Genomic DNA, 19270 nt, shown 5'->3' with positions numbered 1-19270 from the left:
AACCGTTCAGTAGCCCCCCTACCGTCGACTCCCCGTGGCTTCGACGGAGGAGCTCTCCTTGCGCCCACGCACACGCCCCCACCGCCTCAGGTCCGCCGCCGTCGCCCTCGCGTCGGCCCTGTTCGTCACCGCCGCCCTGACCGCACCGGCCACCGCCGGCGCCACCCCCTCCCCCACCGCGGCAGCCGCCCCCGACTACTGCGGCGGCCGCTGCACCGACATCCTGCCGCCCGGCGAGAACGGCAACGCCACGCTCGCCGAGATCCTGCTGAACCGGATGTTCGGCAGCCGCCCCGCGCACACCGACGACCAGCTCGGGCCGTACGCCGCCCTCGCCTCCGGGTACCCGGGGCTCACCGAGGCCGGGTTACGGAGCTTCTTCAACGACGCGTCCTTCGGGGTGCCCGCCGACCAGGTGGCCAGCACCGCCAGCCCGCGCCCGGACGTGACGATCGTGCGCGACAAGGCCACCGGCGTGCCGCACATCACCGGTACCACCCGGTACGGGACCGAGTTCGGCGCCGGCTACGCCGCCGCGCAGGACCGGCTCTGGGTGATGGACCTGTTCCGGCACGTCGGCCGCGGCGAGCTGTCCGGCTTCGCCGGCGGCGCGGCCGCCAACCGGCAGCTGGAGCAGAGCTTCTGGCAGGCCGCGCCGTACACCGAGGCCGAGTTGCAGCAGCAGATCGACGCGCTCGCCGCCCGCGGCGGCCGGGCCACCCAGGCGCTCGCCGACGCCAACGCCTACCTGGACGGCATCAACCGGTACGTCACCGAGGCGTACAACGGCCGCACCTTCCCCGGCGAGTACGACCTGACCGGGCACATCGACCCGATCACCAACGCCGGTTCGATCGCGCCCTTCAAGCTGACCGACCTGGTCGCCCTGGCCTCGGTGGTGGGCGCGCTGTTCGGCTCCGGCGGCGGCGGTGAACTCGCCTCCGCCCAGGTCAGGTCGGCCGCCGAGGCCCGCTACGGCAAGGACGCCGGGGACGCGGTGTGGCGCTCCCTGCGCGAGGCCGACGACCCGGAGGCCGTGCGGACCCTGCACGACGGGCAGAGCTTCCCGTACGCGACGGTGCCCGACGACCCTCGGGGCCAGGCGCTGCCCGACCCGGGCTCGGTGGTCCCCGAGCGGATGATCTACGACGCCACCGGCTCGGCCAACACCGCGACCACGAAGGCGAACGGCGTCCTGCCCGGCAACCTGCTCACCGCCAAGCACGGCATGTCCAACGCCCTGCTGGTCTCCGGCGCGCACACCGACGACGGCCACCCCGTCGCCGTGTTCGGCCCTCAAACCGGCTACTTCGCACCGCAGTTGCTGATGCTTGAGGAGCTCCAGGGCCCGGGGATCAGCGCCCGCGGCGCGGCCTTCGCGGGCCTCAGCTTCTACGTGCAGCTCGGCCGCGGCCAGGACTACGCCTGGAGCGCCACCTCGGCCGGGCAGGACATCACCGACACCTACGCCGTCCCGCTCTGCACCACCGACGGCTCACCGGTCACCACCGCCGCCAACTCCTACCTCTGGCACGGCAGCTGCGTACCGTTCGACCGGCTGGAGCGCAAGGACGCCTGGAGCCCGACCACCGCCGACTCCACCCCGGCCGGCTCGTACACCCTGGTGATGTACCGCTCCGACTACGGCCTGGTGACGGCCCGTGGCACGGTCGGCGGCGCCCCGGTCGCCTTCACCTCGCTGCGCTCCACCTACCGGCACGAGGCCGACTCCATCATCGGCTTCCAGGAGCTGAACGACCCCGGCGCGGTGCACGACGCGCCGAGCTTCCAGCAGGCGGCGCAGGACATCAACTACACCTTCAACTGGTTCTACGCCGACTCCCGCGACATCGCCTACTACAACTCCGGCAGCAATCCGGTCCGCGCCCCCGGCGTCGACCCCGGCCTCCCCGTACTCGCCCAACCGGTTTACGAGTGGGCGGACTTCGACCCGGCCACCAACACCGCCCGGTACACCCCGCCCGCCGAGCACCCGCAGTCCGTCAACCAGGACTACTACGTCTCCTGGAACAACAAGCAGGCCGACGGCTACACCGCCGCGGGCTTCGGCAACGGCTCGGTGCACCGCGCCAACCTGCTCGACGACCGCGTCAGGGCGCTGCTGCAGGGCGGCGGCAAGGCCAGCAGGGTCTCACTCACCCAGGCCATGGAGAGCGCCGCACTGGCCGACCTGCGGGCCGAGGACGTGCTGCCCGACCTGATCCGGGTGCTGCGCAGCGCACCGGTCACCGACCCGGCGGCCGCCACCGCCCTCCAGCAGCTGGAGGCCTGGCTCGCCGACGGCGCCCAGCGGAAGGAGACCTCACCCGGCAGCCACGGCTACGCGGACGCCACCGCGATCCGGGTGCTGGACGCCTGGTGGCCGCTGCTCGCCGACGGCGTGATGCGGCCCGGGCTCGGCGACCAGCTGTTCACCGCCCTGACCGGCGCGCTGCAGATCAACGAGTCGCCCTCCGGCGGGCAGACGGGAGCCTCCGCGGGCGGCCCGGTCAGCGCCAACGAGTCGATCCCGCACAAGGGTTCGGCCTTCCAGTACGGCTGGTGGAGCTACCTGGACAAGGACCTGCGGTCCGTCCTGGGCGATCCGGTCGCCGGACCGCTGGCCCGCCCCTTCTGCGGCGGAGGCGACCTCACGGCCTGCCGGAACGTCCTGCTCACCACCCTGAGCCAGGCCGCCGCCCGGACCCCCGCCCAGGTCTACCCGGGCGACGCGGACTGCGCGGTGGGCGACCAGTGGTGCGCCGACACCGTCATCCAGCGCCCGCTGGGCGGGGTGACGGATGACAGGACCACCTGGCAGAACCGCCCGACCTACCAGCAGGTGGTGCAGTTCTCCGCCCACCGCTGAGCAGCGAAGCGGTCGCCGGCGCCCCTGGCGGCGCCGGCGACCGCGGCCCGCTCAGCCCAGCCGCCTGGCGACCTTCTGTTCGGCCTCCCGCAGGTAGCGGGCCTGGTCCCCGAGCCGGCTGCCCGCGCCCTTGTAGAAGTGCGGGCTCTCGATCGTGGTCATCCGGTCCGAGAGGGCCGTCGCCAGTTCGGCCGTGACCTCCACCAGATCGGCGAGCGCGCCCAGCATCACCCGCTCCTCCGCGGGCGGGACCCTGGCGCGCCACCCTTCCTTCGACGCGGGCAGCGCGTTCTCCCGCAGCTGCCGCCGAGCCTCCTCGACCGCGTCGACCATCGCCCTTGTCCCGCTGTCCATCGCGCCTCCAGTCCCGTCCGACGATCCGGAACGACAGTCCCGTCCGACACCGACCGATCCGGTCCGCCCCCCGGTGTTCCGACCAGCTTTCCCACCCGGCCGCCCTCGCCACACCCGGCGGACGGCGCAGTCCGACGAGCCCCGGCCCGAAACCCCTCCTAGCGTGGGGCCGGGGACCGCCCGGACGCGCCCGGGCGGAGCCCGATACCCCGATCAGGAGGAACCCCGACCATGACCGCCGACCTCTCCGACCTCACCGGGGACTACGTCCTCGACCCCGCCCACACCCGGATCGGCTTCGTGGCCCGGCACGCCATGGTGACCAAGGTCCGCGGCGCGTTCACCGAGTTCGAGGGCGCCGCCCACCTGGACGGCAGCGATCCCAGTCGCTGCTCCGCCCGGGTCACGATCCAGGCCGGGAGCATCGACACCGGCGTCGCCCAGCGCGACCAGCACCTGCGCACCAACGACTTCCTGGACGTCCCCGACTTCCCGACCATCACCTTCGCCGTCACGGCGGTCGAGCCGCGCGGGGACGGCGAGTACCGGGTCACCGGAGACCTCACCATCAAGGGGACCACCCGCCCGGTCTCCATCGACTTCGAGTACACCGGCAACGCCGTCGACCCCATGGGCAACCTGCGCGTCGGGCTGGAGGGCTCGGTCACGATCAACCGCAAGGACTTCGGGGTGACCTGGAACGCGGCGCTGGAGGGCGGCGGCGTCCTGGTCGGCGAGAAGGTCGTCCTGGAGTTCGACATCTCCGCCGTCCGCCAGAACGAGTAGGCCTCGGGAACCGGCAGCCCGCCGGAACGAGTGGGCCGCCGGCACCGGGGGCACCGGCGGCCCTTCCACGCCCCAGCCGGAACCGATGATTCGAAAACCCGCCTGTAGCACCTGAACCCCCTTAGGCTGCTTACATGGCAACAGACGACTCCCTCGCGACCGGACAGCGCTCGCTCGGCGACCCCGCCCTCGACTACCCCCTCTGGCCCCCGTTGACCTCGGGCTGCCCGCGCACCAGCACGGAGGACGTCTCCTACCCCGTCGAGGTCGACTACGCCTACGACAAGGCCGACCCGGCCGACCTGTTCGCCCCCGTACGGGCCCGCGGCGGCCTGGAGCGCTGGGCGCCGCTGCTACCGCCGCTGCTGGCGCCCGGTCTCGGCGAGGGGGCGACCCCGCTGGTCGAGCTCGAGCCGGGCGTGTACGTCAAGGACGAGTCCCGCAACCCCACGTGGAGCCACAAGGACCGGCTGAACCGCTGCACCACCAGCGCCGCCGTCGGCGCCGGGGCGCCCGGCATCGCGGTGGCGTCCTCCGGCAACCACGGCGCCTCGGCGGCCGCCTACGCCGCCCGCGCCGGGCTGCCCTGCGTGGTGTTCACCGGCCCGGACGCCCCGCCCGCCGTGGACGCCTTCCTCAACGCCTACGGCGCCGTCGTCCTGCCCGTGCCGTGGGAGGCCCGCTGGCCACTGCTCCGCCAGGTGGTGGAGCGGCTCGGACTGCACCCGGTCAGCAACCTGACCACCACCCACACCGGACACGCCTACGGCCCCGAGGGCTACAAGACGGTGGCGTACGAGATCTTCCAGGACGTCGGCGTGCCGAGCGCGGTGTTCGTCCCGACCGGGTACGGGGAGCTGCTCTTCGGCGTCTGGAAGGGCTTCGAGGAGCTGCGCCGGCTGGGCCTGGCCGACCGGGTGCCGCGGGTGTTCGCCTGCGAGTCCGCGGCCTCCGGCGCGCTGCACCGGGCGCTCGCCGAGGGCGCGCCGGCCGCGCACGTGACGGTCGGCGCGAGCGAGGCGTACTCGATCGCCTCGCCGGTGAGCGGCTACCGGGGCGTGCTGGCGGTGCGCGGGAGCGGCGGCCGGACGCTGACCGTGGACGACCGTCAACTCGCCGAGGCCCAGGGCGAGCTGGCCCGCGCCGGGCTGTGGGCCGAACTGTCCGCGGCGGCCGGTCTGGCCGGGCTGCGCAGCCTCGGCGCGCAGGCCCCGGACGACGGCCCGGTGGTGTGCGTCTCCACCTCGAGCGGCTTCAAGGACAAGGGCATGGGCTCCCACCGGACCACCCCCGCCGTCCCCACCTGGGAGGAGGTCGAGCGCCGGCTGCGCGCGGCCGGGATCACCGGCTGACCGAGGACGGGGCACGGGGGAGGGCCGGGGAACCGGGTCCGGCAGCCTGCTGTTCGTCGCACCGTTCGCTGACGCGAAGCACCGGAACACTGGGACACCGTCACTTCGCGCCGCCGCTCGGCCGCTCCGCCGCTCACAGCTCCACGAGCACCTTCCCCCGGCTCGCCGACCGGTCGGCGTACAGGCTGCGGTAGGCCGCCGGGATGCTGTCGAACCCCCGGTGGACGGTCTGCCGGTAGCGCAGGTCCCCGCTGCGCACCAGGGCGCCGAGGTCCCTCCGCAGCGCGGACCAGTTCTCCTCGGTGAACCACTCCAGCGCGAAGATGCCGCGGATCAGGGTGCGCGGGAACATGATCATCGGCAGCAGCCGGGGGCCCGCCCACTCGCCGCCCACCTGGCTCCCCCACTGCCAGCACACCGCCACCCGGCTGTCCACCGCGAGCATCCCGAAGACCGCGTCGGTGAGCGTGCCGCCCAGGCTGTCGAAGTAGCGGTCGACCCCGTCCGGGGCGAGGTCGGCCAGCTCCTTCGCCAGCCGCTCCGGGTCGTCGCCGTCGCGGTAGTTCAGCACCGCGTCGAAGCCCAGCTCCTCCAGCCACCCGGCCTTCGCCGGGGTCGCCGTGGTGCCGATCACCCTGGCACCCCGGTGCTTGGCGAGCTGGCCGACCACCGAGCCGACCGCCCCGCTGGCCCCGCTGACCAGCACCGTCTGGCCGGGCCGGACGTCCAGGAACTTCTCCACCGTCCCCCAGGCCGTCATCCCCGGGCCGCCCAGCAGGCCGAGCGCGGTCGTGACCGGCATCGCCTCGTCGTAGTCCGCGCGGTCCAGCCGCCGGTAGGCCGGGAAGACCATCGGGAAGGTGCCGGTCTGCCAGAGCCGGGACCCGCCGTTGCCGATCACGTGGCTGCGCCAGCCCCCGAAGCCCTGCACCAGGTCGCCGACGGCAAAACGCGCGGCGGGCCCGGCCTGCACCACCTCCATGATCGAGTCCGCGCCCATGTGGTCGCCGACCGGGGTGTCCAGCGCGATCCCCTGGAGGTACGGGTCCACCGACACCCACCGGGTGCGCAGCAGCATCTCGTCCTCGGCGAGCCGGACGGGCACCTGCTCCACGACCTTCCGGTACATCCGGTCCACGTCCGGAACGCCGTCCACGTGCTCCCGGACGACCCACTTCTCGATCCGTACCACATCACTCACGAGGTGACTCCAAACTGCCGGTCGTCGGGGCCGACCGGTTCGGTGATCAGGGTGGGGGGCGGGGCGAAGTCGTCGACCTCGGCGGTGAACGGCCGGCCGTCGTCGCGGCAGACGAACTGGACGACGTGCCGGCCGGCGGCGGCCGCGCGGATCAGTCCGCCGGTGGTCGCCCAGACGCCGGAGAGGTAGAAGTTGGCCAGGCCCGGCAGCCCCGGGCCGTTGCGCCTGATCTCCTCCTCCAGGGTCTCCCCGCCCTCCACGAAGGGCTGCCAACCGAGCACCGTGCCGTCGTAGTTGCCGGTGTAGCGCACCTGGGTGAGCGGGGTGGAGACGTCCCGGACGGCCACCGCCTCCCGCAGCCCGGGGTGGTGGCCGTCCAGGAACCCGATCACGGCGTCGCGCACCCGGCGCTTCTCCCGCTGGTACTCCCGGCCCCGGCCGACCGGCAGGGTGTGCAGTTCCTCTCCACGTCGCAGCCGGGGCGCCTGCTCGGGGCCGGTGCTCAGCTGCCGCCAGGGTGCGATGTCGCAGAAGTAACTGACGTAGACGACGGTGGTCGCGGCCGGGCTCAGCTCCGGATAGTGGCGGCTGCGGAACTGGACGTTGATGCTGGGGTGGCGAATGCCGGTGAGCCGCGCCGCGAACTCCTCCTCCAGCAGGTAGGTGGTGCACGGGTCGCCCGCCGGGAACGGGCGGCGCAGGCCGAGGAAGACCGTCAGGTAGCCGGGGAAGACCATGCCCGGCTCGGTCAGCGTCCTGGTGTACAGCCGGCGGTAGGTGTCGTTCAGGTAGCGGCCCTTGAGCAGGTCCATCATCGTGGTGCGGCCGTCGCAGGCGGCCACCACGATGTCGGCGCGCACCTCCCGCCCGTCGCTCAGCCGCACCCCGACGGCGGTGTCCCGTTCCACCAGGATCTCGGTCACCTTGGCGTTGTAGGTGATCTCCCCGCCGAGCCGCCGGTAGCGCTGCTCGATCGAGCGGGCCAGGCCGAGCGAGCCGCCCTCCGGAACCCCGGCCGACTGCCCCGCGTGCGAGGCGAGTTGGAAGTACGTGGGCAGCACCGGGAAGTTGGGGTGCTTCTCGTACAGCACGAAGTTGAACGCCTCGCGCAGCAGCGGGCTGCGGAACCGCGCCGAGTAGTCGCTCATCAGCACCGAGATCGAGCGCCGGATCACGTTGAAGTACGGCAGGAAGGAGGCGAGCATCCGCCAGCGCTCCCAGCGGCCCATCAGTCCGACCGGCCTGAGGAACGGGTAACGCGCCAGCGCCAGGCGGAACTTGCGCAGGCCGTCGCAGAACTGACGGATCTGCCGGGCGTCCTCGGGGGCGAGGTCCAGCAGGTGGGCCTCCAGCCGGTCCGGGTCGGAGTAGAAGTAGACCGCCCGGCCGTCCCGGGTGCGCACCACGTTGAAGACGTCGAAGTTGCGCATCCGCTTGCCCTGCAGCGCGCCGAGTTCGAGCCAGATCCGGTGCATCTCGTTGCCGGGCCCGCTGCCCAGCAGCCAGCTGACGCAGCAGTCGAAGGTGAACTCGCCGCGGTCCCAGGCGGTGCAGCAACCGCCGGGCAGCTCGTGCATCTCCAGGATCCGGGTGCGGTAGCCGTTCATCTGCGCGTAGCAGCCGGTGGACAGGCCGCCGAGCCCGCCGCCGATGACGACCATGCTCTGCCTGGGGTTCATTCGCCCGCTCCCGGCTCCGCCGCCCCGACGGTGACCCGGTCGAGTTGCGGCAGGTGGCCCCACTTGCCCGGGTGCCAGGGTTCCCGGTTGTCGCTGGGCCAGGCGCGGAACGGCCGGCCGAGTTCCCGGCAGAGGTACTGCGCCGCGTACCGGCCGCTGGTGGCGGCCCGGATCAGGCCGCCGAGCGAGGCCCACTGCCCGGCCATGGAGAAGCCGCTGAGCCCCGGAAGCCGCATCCGGTCCCGGTTGACCAGCCGGTTGGCGGTGTCCTCGGCCTCGGAGAAGGCCTGCCAGGCGAGGATGCTGCCGCGGGTGTTGCCGGTGAACCGCTCGGTGGTCACCGGCGAGGCGACGTCGACCAGTTCGATCCGGGCGCCGAGCCCAGGGTGGGTGCGGTCCAGGAACTCCCGGACGAACTCCGCGACCTGCTGCTTGCGCGCCCGGTAGGCCCGGCGGTCGCGGACCCGCAGCTCCCTCCAGGAGCGGTAGTCGCTGAAGTAGGTGCAGTGCAGCACCGACTTGCCGGGCGGGGCGAAGCCCTCCGCGTAGGCGGAGCGCAGCTGCACGACCAGGCTGTGCTGGAGCGAGCCGGGCAGCCGTCCGGCGTCCTCGGGTGCCAGCAGGTAGGTGGTGCAGTGCGGTTCGCGCGGCGGCAGCGGGCCGTCCACCCCGACGAAGGCGGAGACCACGGCCGGGTAGAGGTTGCCGGGCCTGTCGAGCAGTTCGCCGTACAGCCGGTCGGTCGCGGGGCTGGAGTAGCGGCCGCGCAGCAGCCGGTCGAGCACCGTCGGGCCGTCGCAGGCGGCCACCACGTGGTCGGCGAAGTGCCTGGTGCCGTCCCGCAGTTCGACGCCGACGGCGCGCCCGTCCTCGACCAGGATCCGGTCGACCCGGCAGCGGTAGCCGATCACCCCGCCGAGCGAGGTGTACCGCTCCTCCACCGAGCGCGCCAGTCCGAGCGAACCCCCCTGCGGGAAGCCCGCGTTGCCGGTGTGGGCGGCGGCCAGGGTGTACAGGTACGGCAGCAGCGGGAAGCCGGCCGGCTCCTGGAGGAACATGGTGGGGAGGGCCCGGCGCAGCAGCGGGTCCTGGAAGCGCTGGGCAAAGCCGCTCATCGGGGTGGTCGCGGTGCGCCAGAGCAGCCGGAAGGCGGGCAGTACGGCGCGCAGGGTGCGCAGCCGTTCCCGGGTGGTCCGCAGCGGCGGCGGGGTGAGATCCCAGGGCAGGTCGATCGCGGCGAAGCGGCGCAGGTCCCGGCAGAAGGCCCGGATGGGCGCGGCGTCGCCGGGGGCGAGGGCGAGCAGGTGAGCCTCCAGCCGGTCCGGGTCGGTGTGGAAGGTGACGGAGCGGCCGTGCTCGTCGACGACCCGGTTGAAGGTGTCGAAGTGGGTCACCGACTTGCCGTCCAGGGCGCCGAGTTCGCGCCAGACCTGGTGGGCGCCGGTGCCCTCGGCGGTGCCGATCAGCCAGTCGATGCAGTAGTCGAACAGGTAGCCGTGCCGGGACCACGCGGTACAGCAGCCGCCGGGGAGCACGTGCTTCTCGAAGATCCGGGTCTCCAGCCCGCTCATCTGGGCGTAGCAGCCGGTGGCGAGGCCGGCCAGGCCGGCCCCGATCACGATCACCCTGGGCGGGCCGCCGGCCGGCCGCTCGCGGGCGGACCAGTCCGGTCCGCGGTCAGCCCCGGCCATCGGTGGTTCCTCCGGCCAGGATCGCGGCCGCCAGCTCGGCGTTGCGGGCGGCGTACTCGCCGTCGAGCATCTCGGCGTGGCTGCCGTGGCCGGCGTGGACGGCGGTGCCGGTGGTGGAGGCGCCGTGCCAGGAGCCCGGCTCGTCGCCGACGTGCACGGCGAGGCGCGCGCGTTCGCAGACCACGTCCAGTTGGGCCCGTAGGGTGCCGGTGTTGGGGGTGCGACTGGAGAACTCCAGGTAGTCCCGGGCCTGTTCGAGCGTCTCGCGGGCGACGGTCCGCGAGCCGGTGTGGCGGTGCAGATGCTCCTGGAGTTCGCGTTCGAACACGGCCACGTGCTCCTCGCCGAGGTCGAAGGCCTCCAGTGACCGGTAGGCGTCGACCAGCAGCACCGAGGTGACGCTGCGGCCGCGCCGTTCCAGTTCCCGGGCCACCTCGAAGGCGAGGTTGCCGCCGAGCGAGTAGCCGAGCAGCCGGTACGGCCCGGCCGGGTGCAGTGCCTCGACCTGGTCGGCGTAGCGGGCGGTCTTGTCGTCGCCGGTCAGGTAGTTGAAGGCGGCGATCCGGTGCCCGGGCAGGTGGGCGGCGAGCTGCCGGTAGACCAGGCCGTGGCCGCCGGCCGGCGGGAAGCAGAACACCGTGCGGTTCTCGGGCGCGGCGGGGTTGAACCACAGGTGGGGCTGGCCGCCGGCCAGTTCGCCGGTGATGATCTGCTCGACGGTGCGGGCCATCCCGTGCAGGGTGGTGACCTTGAACAGCTGGCCGACCGGGATGCTGATCGCGAACTCGGTCTGCAGGTGGTGGATCAGTTCGATCAGCCGGATGGAGCTGCCGCCGAGTTCGAAGAAGTCGTGCTGGAGGCCGACCTCGGCCAGGCCGAGGAGCTTGCACCAGTGCTCGGCGACCCGCTTCTCGTAGAGGGTGACGGGTGGTTCGGGCCGTTCGCCGCCGGTGTCGGCCGTGGGCTCGGGCAGCGCGGCCAGGTCGACCTTGCCGTTGGGGGTGAGCGGCAGGGCGGGCAGTTCGGTGAGGTAGGAGGGGATCATCACGGTGGGCAGGTGCTCGGCGAGCCGGCGGCGCAGTTCGCGGCGGTCCAGCCGGACGCCCTCGACGGGCACCAGGTAGGCGGCCAGGGCGGCTTCACCGGCGCTGTCCCGGCGTACCGTCACGCACGCTTCGGCGATGTCGGGCCGGGCGGTGAGGTGGGCCTCGATCTCGCCCGGTTCGATCCGGTGACCGCGCACCTTGACCTGGTTGTCGATCCGGCCGAGCAGGTGCGCGGTGCCGTCGGTGTCCCAGCGGCCGAGGTCGCCGGTGCGGTAGAGCCGCCGCGGGGTGCCGTCCAGGTCGAGCGTCCGGAAGCGCCGTTCGGTCTGCTCCGGGTCGTTCGGGTAGCCGGTCGCGACGCCCGCGCCGCCGATCCACAGCTCACCGGGGACCCCGGCTGGGACGGGCTCGCCGTAGCGGTCGAGGACGTACAGCGCGCTGTTCGGGAAGGGCCGCCCGATCGGGACCATCCGGCCGGGTTCCAGGGCTTCGGCGGCGCCCTCGTAGTAGCTGCTGTCCACGGTGGCCTCGGTCAGGCCGTAGGAGTTGACCAGCCTGGTCGCCGGGCCGCAGAGGGCGCGCAGCCGCTGGTGCTCGGCGGCCTTCCAGGAGTCGGAGCCGACGACCAACAGGCGCAGGAAGTCCAGCCGCAGGCCCTCGCGCTCGCAGTGGGCCAGCAGGGCGCGGGCCACGGCGGGCACGAACTCGCCGCAGTCCACCGCCTCCTCGCGCATCACCCGGTACAGTCGGGCGGTGTCGAAGAGCAGTTCGCGGTCGACCAGGACGAGGGTGCCGCCGGTGCCGAGTGCCCGGGCGAGGTCGCCGGTGAACACGTCGAAGGCGGTCCCGGCCATCTGCAGGTGCACCCGGGCCTCGGTGTCCAGCCGGTACGCGGCCCGCCAGCCGGCCGTGACGGCGGCCAGGTTGCGGTGGTCGACCCGTACGCCCTTGGGGCGGCCGGTGGAGCCGGAGGTGTGGATCACGTAGGCGGGCCGGTCCGGGTCGGCGGCGGGCAGCGGTCCGGTCTCGGCGGCCGGTCGCTCCAGCTCCTCCAGGGTGACCAGCGGGGCCGGGAGTGCGGCCGGGGCGGGGCGCCGCTCGTCCACCACGAGCAGGGCCGCCCCCGCGTCGGCCACCTGGTATGCGAGCCGGTCGGCCGGGTGGCCGGGGTCGAGCGGGAGGTAGGCGGCGCCGGCCCGCCAGACAGCCAGCAGGGTGATGATCAGTTCGGGCGACTTGTCCAGGCAGACGGCGACCACCGAGCCCTCGCCGACACCCAGTTCGCGCAGCCGTTCGGCGGTGCGCTGCGAGCGGCGGTCCAGCTCGCCGTAGCCGAGCCGTCGCACGGCGCCCCGGCCGGGGGCGACCACCGCGACCGCCTCCGGATGTTCGGCGGCGGCCTTGGCGATCAGTTCGGGCAGCGGCACGTCGTGGTCGATCCGCCGCTCGACGCCACTGAACCCGGCGAGGATGCGCTGCCGCTCGGCCGGGTCCAGCATCCGCAGCCGGCCGACCGGTTCGGACTCGGCGGCCCGGGTCATGGCGTCCAGCAGGTTGCGGTAGTGCGTGGCGAGGCGCCGTACGGTGTCGGGCTCGAAGAGGTCCGAGTTGTACTTGAACACGCAGTGGAACCGGCCGTCCGAGCGGTCCTCGTAGGCGGACAGGGTGAGGTCGAACTGCCCCTCCTCCTCGGGCAGTTCGATGTACTCCAGGCGGTAGCCGAAGCGCTCCACGGCAACCTTGTGGGTGAGCAGGATGAACATCGCCTGGAACACCGCGGAGCGGCTCGGGTCGTGCTGGAGGCCCAACTGCTCGACCAGCAGCGGGAAGGGGTACTCCTGGTGGTCCAGCCCGCCGAGCACGCTCTCCCGCACCCGGGCCAGCAGCTCGGTCACGGTCGGCTCCCCGGCCAGGCTGACGTGCAGCGGCAGCGGGTTGACGAAGTAGCCGTAGACGGAGGCGAACTCCTCCTCGGTGCGGCCGGTGACGGGGCTGCCGACCACGATGTCCTGCTGTCCGGACCACCGGTGCAGCAGCAGGTGGTAGGCGCCGAGCAGCACCATGAACGGGGTGGCGTTGTGGGTGCGGCCCAACGCGTGGACCCGGCCGGTCAGTTCGGCGTCCAGCTGGAAGAACTCGGAGGCCCCGTTGTGGGTCTGCACGGCCGGGCGCGGCCGGTCGGTGGGCAGCTCCAGCACCGGCATCCCGGCGGGCAGGTGGCCGCGCCAGTAGTCCAGCATCCGCTGGGCCTGCGGCCCGGCCAGGAAGCGGTTCTGGTGGTTGAGGAAGTCCAGGTAGCGGGCGGCCACCGGGGGCAGTTCGGGGGTGCGGCCCCGGCTCAGCGCCTGGTAGACCTCGAACAGCTCCTCGATGAAGGTGAAGGTGGAGATGGCGTCCGAGACGATGTGGTGGACCGCCTTCATCAGCACCCAGCGGTCCGGCCCGCGCCGGAACAGCCGCAGCCGTACGAGGGGGTCCTCCGCCAGGTCGTAGGGCCGCCGGTACTCGCGGACGATCAGCTCGTGGATCTCCTCCCACGGGCGCCCCTCGACGTCGAACAGCGCGGTGTCGGTGACGGCTTCGGCGCGGATCCGCTGGACGGGGCGGCCCTCCTCGGTGGTGAAGGCGGCGCGCAGCCCGGGGTGCCTGGCGACCAGGAAGGCGAAGGCCTCGAACACCAGCTCCGGGTCGAGTTCGGCCCTGACCTCGACCGCGCCGCCGATGTTGTACGCGAAGCCGTCCGGGTGCAGCTGGCGCAGGAACCACAGAGCCTGCTGGTTGTGGGTGAGCGGATAGCGGGTCTCGTCGGTGTACAGCTCGACCTCGGCGCGCTCGGGGCCGCCGTCGGCGGCGAGCAGCGCGTCCAGGCCCTCGGTGAGCTGGTCGACCAGGTCGGCGACGGTGCCGTTGCTGAGCAGGGCCACCACCGGGAGGGCGACGCCGAGTTCGCCGTGCACCCGGGCGCGCAGCTCCATGGCGAGCAGCGAGTCCAGGCCGTGCGCGCCGAGCCCGGTGTCCGGGGTGACCCGCTCGGCGCCGGTTCGCAGCACGGCCGCGGCGGCGGCGGTGAACCGCTCGGTGGCGAGCTGTCGGCGGGTGCCCGGGTCGGCGGCGCGGTAGCCGTCCAGGAAGCCGCCGGCCGCGGCCGGGGCCTGTTCGGCGGCGCTCGCCGCCAGCTCGGCGACCAGCGGCGGCGGGGCCGGGTACCAGGCGAGGAAGGTCGGCCAGTCGACCACGGTGGCGACCAGCAGCTGGGCGCGGTCCTGCCCGAGGACGCGTTCCAGCACGGCGGTGCCGGCCTCCGGCGGCAGCGAGCTCATGCCGCGGGCTTCGCGGTAGTGGGCGACCAGACCCAGTTCCTCGATCATGCCGGTGGCCCAGGGCCCCCAGTCCAGGCTGAGCGCGGGCAGGCCGACGGCCCGGCGGTGGTGCGCGAGGGCGTCCAGGAAGGCGTTCCCGGCCGCGTAGTTGGTCTGGCCGGCGGTGGTGAGCAGTGAGGCGACGGAGGCGAACAGCACGAAGTGGTCGAGCGGTTCGGTGCTCAGCAGCCGGTGCAGCAGGTGGGCGCCGACCACCTTGGGGTCGTACCCGGCGTCGAAGGCCGGGCGGTCCATCCGGTTCAGCAGGGTGTCCCTGACCTGCCCGGCGAGGTGGAACACCCCGCGGATCGGCGGGAGTCCGCGCTCACGGTACCCGGCGAGCCAGGCGCCGAGGGCCACCCCGTCGGTGACGTCCGCCGGGGCGAGCAGGGGCTCGGCGCCGAGCGTCTCCAATTCGCGCAGGAAGGCGATCCGCTCCCCTGCGGGCGTCGTGGGATCGACGGTGTGCCACTCGGTGCGCGGGGGCAGGGCGGTGCGGCCGACCAGGATCAGCCGCCGGGCGCCGCGTCGCACCAGGGTGCGGCAGAGCAGCCGGCCGAGCGCGCCGAACCCGCCGGTGACCAGATAGCTGCCGTCGGGGCGCAGCACGGGCGGCAGCGGCCGGGTGAGGCCTTCGGCGGGGCGCAGTCGGCTGGTGAGCCGGCGGCCGGCCCGCAGGGCGAGCTCCTGCTCGTCGTCGGTGACCTCGGCGGCGGGCTCGGCGGCGCGCTCGGCGGCGGGCTCGGCAGTCAGCTCGGCGAGCAGCGCCTCGGCCTGTTCGCGGGCCGGTACCGCCGGATCGAGGTCGATCAGGCGGCCGCGCTGGGCGACGAGTTCCTGCTGCCACAGCACCCGGCCGATGCCCCAGGCGGGGGCGCCGAGCGGTTCGACCCGGTCCTGCGGACCGGTGGCCTGGGTGCCCCGGGTGACGATGTGAAGCCGGGCGTCCGGGCGGGCGGCGGACAGGGCCTGGGCGAGGGCGATCAGCGAGTAGGCGCCGTGGGTGGCGAGCCGGTGGAGCTGCCCGGGGTCGGTGGCGTCCAGGCCGGGCAGGTCGAGGTTCCACAGGTGGACGACGGTCCGGTAGGCCGGGTCGAGGTCGTCGAACAGTCGGCGCAGGTCCTCGGCGGAGTCGGGCCGTACGGTCGCCGTCCCGTCGCTGAGGGCGTACCCGCCGCCGGGCCGGACCAGGTGGCAGCGGGCGCCGCGGTCGGCGGCCAGCTCGGCGAGCCGGTCGGCGAGGCCGCCGTCGTCCGCGAGGAGCAGCAGGTCGCCGGTGGGCCGCTCGTGCGGGGGTGCGGGGGCTTCCTGCCAGGTGAGTTCGGTGAGCCAGCCGTCGACGGTGGCCAGGCTCACCGAGGTGGCCGCCCGGGCGACGTCGGTGGCCCTGAAGCCGGTGATCCGGCCGAGCGGGGTGCCGTCCTCGGCGTAGAGGGCGAGGTCGCCGACGAGTTCCGCGCCGCTGTCCCGGGTGACGGTGGCGTGCACCCAGAGCGGGCGGGAGCCGATGGCGTCGAGCCGGACCTCCTCGATCGAGACCGGCAGCCGGACGCCGCCGCCCTCGGGGGTGTGCAGCCGGGTGGTGAGCAGGGTCTGGAAGCAGGCGTCGAGCAGCACCGGGTGCAGGTGGTGCTCGGCCGCGTCGGGGCCGAGCTGTTCGGTGGGGCGGATCCGGGCGATCGCCTCGCCGGGCCCGGTCCACACCTCGGCGACGGCGCGGAAGGCCGGCCCGTAGTCGTAGCCGCGTTCGGCCAGGCGCCGGTAGCAGTCGGGGCCGTCGAGGTGCTGCCCGCGGGCGCGCGGGGCGTCGAGGTCGGCGGCGGGCCCGTGGGAGCGGCGCTGGCCGGTGCGGACCCGGCCGCTCGCGTGGACGGCCGGCTCGCCGCCGGGCGGGGTTGAGGCGATGGTGAACCGGGCGTCCTCGGGGGCGTAGCCGAGTTGGACCGGGAGGGGCTCGGTGTCGGAGAGGAACAGCGCCCGGTTCAGCTCGATCTCGGCGAGCACCACCTCGGTGCCGCCGGTCAGGGCGCGGACGGCCTGGGCGGCCATCTCGAGGTATCCGGCGGCGGGGAAGACCGCCCGGCCCTCGATCCGGTGGTCGTCCAGGTAGGGCAGCCGCTCGGGGTCGAGCGTGGTGGTCCAGGTGGGCTGGGCGGCGGCGGTGCGGCGGCCGAGCAGCGGGTGGTCGACCCGCCCGAGCCGGACCTGCGCGACGGGCCCGGGCTCCGCCCAGTACCGCTCGCGCCGCCACGGGTAGCCCGGCAGGGGCACCGGGCGCCCGGCCGGCTGCAGCGCCGTCCAGCTCAACTCGACTCCCTGGGCGTGGAGTTCGGCGAGGGTGCGGGCGATCTGCTCGGGCTCGTCCTGCCCTCGGCGGATCGAGGGCAGGGTGCGGGCCTGCGCGGCGCACTCGCGGATCGCGTGGCCGAGCACCGGGTGCGGGCCCACCTCCAGGAACAGCCGGTGCCCGTCCTCGGCCATCCGCTCGACGGCGGCCCGGAAACGCACCGGGTGGCGGACGTTGTGCCACCAGTACTCGCCGTCCAGCTCGGGCCCCCGGGCGAGCCCCTCCCTGGCGGTCAGGTAGAGCGGCAGCCGCGCCCGCCGGGGCCGGATCCCGGCCAGCGCGGCGGTCAGCTCGCCGCGGATCGGGTCCATCCGCACGCTGTGGTACGGGACTTCGACGTCCAGCAGGCGGGCGAAGACGCCCTGCCGCTCGAACTCCTCGGCCAGTTCGCGCAGCGCCTCGGTGTCCCCGGCGAGGGTGACGGCGAAGGGGCTGTTGACGGCGCCGAGCGAGACCCGGGTGCGGTACGGGCGGATCCGCCGCTCGGCCTCGGTCTCCGGCAGGCCGACGGCGAGCATCGATCCCGTCCCGGCCAGCCGCTGCTGGAGCCCACTACGGGCGAGCACCACCCGGACGGCGTCGGCCAGGTCGTAGACCCCGGCCCGGTGGAAGGCGGCGACCTCGCCGGTGCTGTGGCCCACCACCGCGTCGGGCTGCAGCCCGTGACTCTCCCAGAGCGCCGAGAGGCCCAGTTGGACGGCGAAGTTGGCGGGCTGGGCGAGCCAGGTCCCGGCCATCCGGGAGTCGGCCTCGTCGCGGCCGAGTTCCTCCAGCAGCGACCAGCCGGCCTGGGCGCGGATCTCCGCGTCCACGGCCCGTACGGCCTCCCGGTAGACCGGCTCGCTCTCGTACAGGCTCCGGCCCATCCCCCACCACTGGGGGCCCATGCCGGTGAACACCCAGGCCAGGCGCGGTCCTCGGCCGTCCGGGGCGCGGCCCCGGACGACCTTCGGGTGGGTCTCGCCGCGTTCGCAGGCGGCCAGGGCCTCGTCCAGGTCGGCCGGCCCGGCGTGGATCACGGCGAGCCGCTCGGGCAGGTGCTGGCGGCGATGCGCCAGGGTGTGGCCGAGGTCGGCCGGCGAGACCCCGGCGGCCAGTTCCCGCCGTACGGCGGCGGCGAGTTCGGGCAGTCCGGCGGGGTCCCGGGTGCTCAGCGGCAGCACGGTGACGGCCGGCCGCGGGGCGGGCACCGCGGGGGCGGGCGGCGGCGGTTCCTCCAGCAGGACGTGGGCGTTGGTGCCGCCGAAGCCGAAGGAGTTGACGCCCGCGCGGGCCGGGCCCCGGTGCTCGGGCCAGTCGACCGGGGCGGCGGGGATGTCGAAGGGCAGTGCGGCCAGGTCGATGGCGGGGTTGGGCCGCTCCAGGTTCAGGTGGGGCGGGATGCGGCGGTGCTTGAGGGCCAGCGCGGTCTTGATCAGCCCGGCGACCCCGGCGGCGGCCTCGGTGTGCCCGATGTTGGTCTTCACCGAGCCGACGTAGCAGCGTTCCCCGGCCCGGCGGCCGATGCCCAGCACCCGGCCGAGCGCGGTCGCCTCGATCGGGTCGCCGACCGGGGTGGAGGTGCCGTGCGCCTCGACGTACTGGAGGCTGCCGGGCAGCACTCCGGCCTCGGCGCAGACCCGCTCGATCAGGGCCGCCTGGGCGTCGGCGCTGGGGACGGTGATGCCGTTGGTGCGGCCGTCCTGGTTGACGCCGCTGCCGAGGATGACGGCGTGCACCGGGTCCCCGTCGCGCAGCGCGTCGGAGAGCCGTTTGAGCACCACCACGCCGACCCCCTCGGCCCGCACGTAGCCGTCCGCGGAGGCGTCGAAGGCGCGCGAGCGGCCGTCCGCGGAGAGGAACCCTCCCTTGGTCTCCGCGATCGTGTACTGCGGCGCCATGTGCAGCAACGCGCCGCCGGCCAGGGCGAGTTCGGTCTCGCCGCGGAGCAGGCTCTGGCAGGCGAGGTGGACGGCCACCAGGGAGGAGCTGCAGGCGGTGTCGATCGAGACGCTGGGGCCGCGGAAGTCGAAGCAGTGCGAGATCCGGTTCGACACCATCGTCATCATGGTGCCGGTGGCGGTGTGCGCGGCGATGGTGGTGAAGTCGAGGTCGGCGAACTGCAGGATCTTCCAGTCCAGGGTGAAGGCGCCCATGTAGACGCCGACGTCCCGCCCGGCCAGCTCGCCGGGGCGCAGTCCGCCGTCCTCCAGCGCCTCCCAGCTCACCTCCAGGAGCTTGCGCTGCTGGGGGTCCATGTGGGCGGCCTCGCGCGGGCTGATCCCGAAGAACTCCGGGTCGAAGGTGTCGAAGCCGTCGATGTAGCCGCCCCGGCCGCCGATCAGCCGCCCCGGCTTGGCCCGGTCCCGGCTGCCCAGGGTGCCGGTGTCGTACCGGTCGGCGGGGGTGTCGGTGAGACAGTCCCGTCCCTCGATCAGGTTGCGCCAGTAGGTGCGGTGGTCGTTGGCGTGTCCGGGCAGGCGGCAGCCGATGCCGGTGATCGCGATCCGTTCGCAGGGCAGGGCGAAGGGCGAGGTGGTCATGGTCCAATCCGAGGGGTGGTGGCGCGGGCACGGGCGAGGGGGCGGCCTCGCAGAGCGTCGCGGA

Annotated in this window: 8 protein-coding genes; 3 read left to right on the top strand and 5 right to left on the bottom strand. The window is 73.9% G+C overall.

The genetic code is table 11. The features are described 5' to 3' along the window. Positions 1-58: 58 nt before the first annotated feature. Positions 59-2869, top strand: a complete 2811-nt coding sequence (locus BOQ63_RS36345) for a penicillin acylase family protein (protein ID WP_030283540.1) — start codon at positions 59-61, stop codon at positions 2867-2869. Positions 2870-2920: 51 nt separating this feature from the next. Here the strand turns inward: BOQ63_RS36345 and BOQ63_RS36340 are convergent, their stop codons facing one another. Further along, entirely contained in the window at positions 2921-3223 is a 303-nt protein-coding gene (locus tag BOQ63_RS36340; RefSeq protein ID WP_143174833.1) for a hypothetical protein, read from the bottom strand. A gap of 231 nt (positions 3224-3454) precedes the next feature. Between BOQ63_RS36340 and BOQ63_RS36335 the strand changes: the two genes are divergently transcribed. Both BOQ63_RS36335 and BOQ63_RS36330 read left to right on the top strand, forming a co-directional pair. Continuing rightward, a complete protein-coding gene (locus BOQ63_RS36335) occupies positions 3455-4009 on the top strand; it encodes a YceI family protein (protein ID WP_030550898.1) in 555 nt (184 codons plus the stop codon). A 134-nt stretch (positions 4010-4143) separates the two neighbouring features. Next, positions 4144-5361 (top strand): threonine synthase, encoded by a 1218-nt coding sequence (locus BOQ63_RS36330; RefSeq protein WP_037829413.1) that lies wholly within the window; start codon positions 4144-4146, stop codon positions 5359-5361. A 133-nt stretch (positions 5362-5494) separates the two neighbouring features. On the opposite strand, the gene BOQ63_RS36325 is transcribed toward BOQ63_RS36330, so the two are convergent. Genes BOQ63_RS36325 through BOQ63_RS36310 form a run of 4 tightly spaced genes read right to left on the bottom strand, consistent with a single transcriptional unit; the run spans position 5495 to position 19206 of the window. Beyond that, positions 5495-6562 carry an MDR family NADP-dependent oxidoreductase gene (locus tag BOQ63_RS36325; protein WP_223886137.1) on the bottom strand — a complete coding sequence of 356 codons (1068 nt, stop codon included), beginning with the start codon at positions 6560-6562 and terminating at the stop codon, positions 5495-5497. Further along, positions 6559-8223: a phytoene desaturase family protein gene (locus tag BOQ63_RS36320; RefSeq protein ID WP_030283529.1), complete on the bottom strand. Its 1665-nt coding sequence runs from the start codon at positions 8221-8223 to the stop codon at positions 6559-6561. Before BOQ63_RS36320 ends, BOQ63_RS36325 begins: the two co-directional genes overlap by 4 nt. Before the next feature lie 14 nt (positions 8224-8237). Continuing rightward, entirely contained in the window at positions 8238-9932 is a 1695-nt protein-coding gene (locus BOQ63_RS36315; protein WP_030283526.1) for a phytoene desaturase family protein, read from the bottom strand. After that, positions 9919-19206, bottom strand: coding sequence for a non-ribosomal peptide synthetase/type I polyketide synthase (locus tag BOQ63_RS36310; RefSeq protein ID WP_150476245.1), 9288 nt, complete (start codon positions 19204-19206; stop codon positions 9919-9921). The genes BOQ63_RS36315 and BOQ63_RS36310 overlap by 14 nt, the downstream gene beginning before the upstream one ends. Between the last annotated feature and the right edge of the window lie 64 nt (positions 19207-19270).

The sequence above is a fragment of the Streptomyces viridifaciens genome (assembly GCF_001888885.2).
In the GTDB taxonomy this organism is placed as follows: Bacteria; Actinomycetota; Actinomycetes; order Streptomycetales; family Streptomycetaceae; genus Kitasatospora; species Kitasatospora aureofaciens.
The sequence above is the reverse complement of the archived record's forward strand: the minus strand, read 5'-3'. Positions and strand labels throughout refer to the sequence as shown.

Bases quoted from the DNA above. Each gene is read 5' to 3' on its own strand.
- BOQ63_RS36340 (WP_143174833.1), bottom strand. From the start codon at position 3,223: ATGGACAGCGGGACAAGGGCGATGGTCGACGCGGTCGAGGAGGCTCGG.
- BOQ63_RS36335 (WP_030550898.1), top strand. From the start codon at position 3,455: ATGACCGCCGACCTCTCCGACCTCACCGGGGACTACGTCCTCGACCCC.
- BOQ63_RS36330 (WP_037829413.1), top strand. From the start codon at position 4,144: ATGGCAACAGACGACTCCCTCGCGACCGGACAGCGCTCGCTCGGCGAC.
- BOQ63_RS36320 (WP_030283529.1), bottom strand. From the start codon at position 8,223: ATGGTCGTCATCGGCGGCGGGCTCGGCGGCCTGTCCACCGGCTGCTAC.
- BOQ63_RS36315 (WP_030283526.1), bottom strand. From the start codon at position 9,932: ATGGCCGGGGCTGACCGCGGACCGGACTGGTCCGCCCGCGAGCGGCCG.
- BOQ63_RS36310 (WP_150476245.1), bottom strand. From the start codon at position 19,206: ATGACCACCTCGCCCTTCGCCCTGCCCTGCGAACGGATCGCGATCACC.